The organism is Armatimonadota bacterium, from assembly GCA_031459765.1.
In the GTDB taxonomy this organism is placed as follows: domain Bacteria; phylum Sysuimicrobiota; class Sysuimicrobiia; order Sysuimicrobiales; family Kaftiobacteriaceae; genus Kaftiobacterium; species Kaftiobacterium secundum.
In genome coordinates this window covers 1-1,671 of record JAVKHY010000027.1, presented here as the reverse complement: position 1 = coordinate 1,671, position 1,671 = coordinate 1, and the positions used below count along the sequence as shown (strand labels likewise).

2 protein-coding genes are annotated in these 1,671 nt (G+C 71.1%); both read right to left on the bottom strand.

Annotated features, from left to right (window positions below; genetic code table 11):
- A partial coding sequence (rpsP, locus tag QN141_14125) for a 30S ribosomal protein S16 (protein ID MDR7559614.1) occupies positions 1-154 on the bottom strand: 154 nt, incomplete at its 3' end.
- Between the two features lie 16 nt (positions 155-170).
- Positions 171-1,505, bottom strand: coding sequence for a signal recognition particle protein (ffh, locus tag QN141_14120; protein ID MDR7559613.1), 1,335 nt, complete (start codon positions 1,503-1,505; stop codon positions 171-173).
- Positions 1,506-1,671 lie beyond the last annotated feature (166 nt).

The following is a 1,671-nucleotide window of genomic DNA, read 5'->3' as shown; positions in this document are numbered from 1 at the left end:
CATTGATGGAGATGGTGCTGGGCTCCGTCGTGGGATTGTAGTAGCCGATCGCCTCGATGTACCGCCCGCTGCGGGGGGCGCGCGAGTCCGCCACCACCAGACGGTAGAACGGCTTGTGCTTGCCCCCCAGGCGCATCAACCGGATCTTGACCATACCGACCTCCTCATCGCTACGGGAGCGGGAAGGGCCACCGGCCCCGCCTCCCCTTCTTCTCGATCTCGCCGACCTGCCGGATCAGGCGGCGGGCCTCCTCGAACTGTCGCAGCAGTCGATTCACGTCCTGAATCGACGTCCCGCTGCCGCGGGCGATCCGCCGGCGCCGGCTGCCGTCGATGAGCTGCGGATGGCGGCGTTCTTCCGGCGTCATCGAGTCGATGATCGCCTCCACCCGCGCCAGCTGGCGCTCGTCCATCCCTCCGCCGGCTTTGAGCTGCCGGCCCAGGCCGGGAATCATCTCCAGCAGGGCGTCCAGCGGGCCCATCTTCCTCACCTGACGCAGCTGCTGGCGGAACTCCTCCAGGGTGAACTCCGCCCGGCGCAGCTTGCGCTCCAGTTCGGCCGCGGCCTCGCGATCCGCCGCCTCCTGCGCCCGCTCGATCAGGGTGAGGACGTCGCCCATCCCCAGGATGCGCGAGGCCATGCGGTCGGGGTGGAAGGGCTCCAGGCCGTCGAGCTTCTCGCCCGTCCCGGCAAAGAGCACGGGAACTCCCGTGACCTCCACGACCGAGAGGACCGCCCCGCCGCGCGCGTCGCCGTCGAGCTTGGTGACAATGAGTCCGTCCAGCCCGAGACGCTGGTGGAAGCGCTCGGCCACCGTCACGGCGTCCTGGCCGGCCATGGCGTCCATGACCAGGAGGACCTCATGGGGACGGACCGCCTCGCGCATCGCCCGCAGCTCGGCCATCAGCTCGTCGTCGATGTGCAGCCGGCCGGCGGAGTCGATGATGACGGTATCCTGTCCCTCCCTCGCCGCGGCCTCCACGGCGGCCCGGGCCACCGCGATCGGGTCCGTGGCCTCCGGTTGGGCGAAGACGGGCACGCCCGCCTGCGCACCGACGGTCTGCAGTTGCGCCACCGCCGCCGGCCGCTTCAGGTCGGTCGCCACCAGCAGCGGCTGCCGGCCGCGGCGGCGCAGGCGGAGGGCCAGCTTGCCCGCGGTGGTGGTCTTCCCGGTGCCCTGGAGTCCCGCCAGCAGCACAACGGTCGGCGGACGGTCGGCCACGCGAAGATCGCGCGTGCCTCCGCCGAGCAGCCGGGTCAACTCTTCATGGACGATCTTCACCACTTCGTGTCCCGGCGCCAGACTCTTCGTGATCCGTTCTCCGACGGCCCGCTCTCGCACGCGATCCACGAAGACTCTGACCACCCTGAAGTTGACGTCGGCTTCGAGCAGCGCCAGGCGCACCTCGCGCAGGGCGGCGTCGACGTCGGCTTCGGAGAGCACGCCCCGTCCGGTGAGGTTGCGGATGATCGCCTGGAACCGGTCCTGCAGCGCTTCAAACATCCCCCCGACGATCCTCCCGCACCGCTTCGTAGACGCGGTAGCCGGCGGCGCGCTCGACCTCGCGCACCGGTCCCACCGCCCGCTCCATCTCCCCGGCCAGCGTCTTCGCGCCCTGCGCCGTCCGCGCCACCAGGTAGAGGCGGCCGCCCGGGCGGAGGACCTCGCC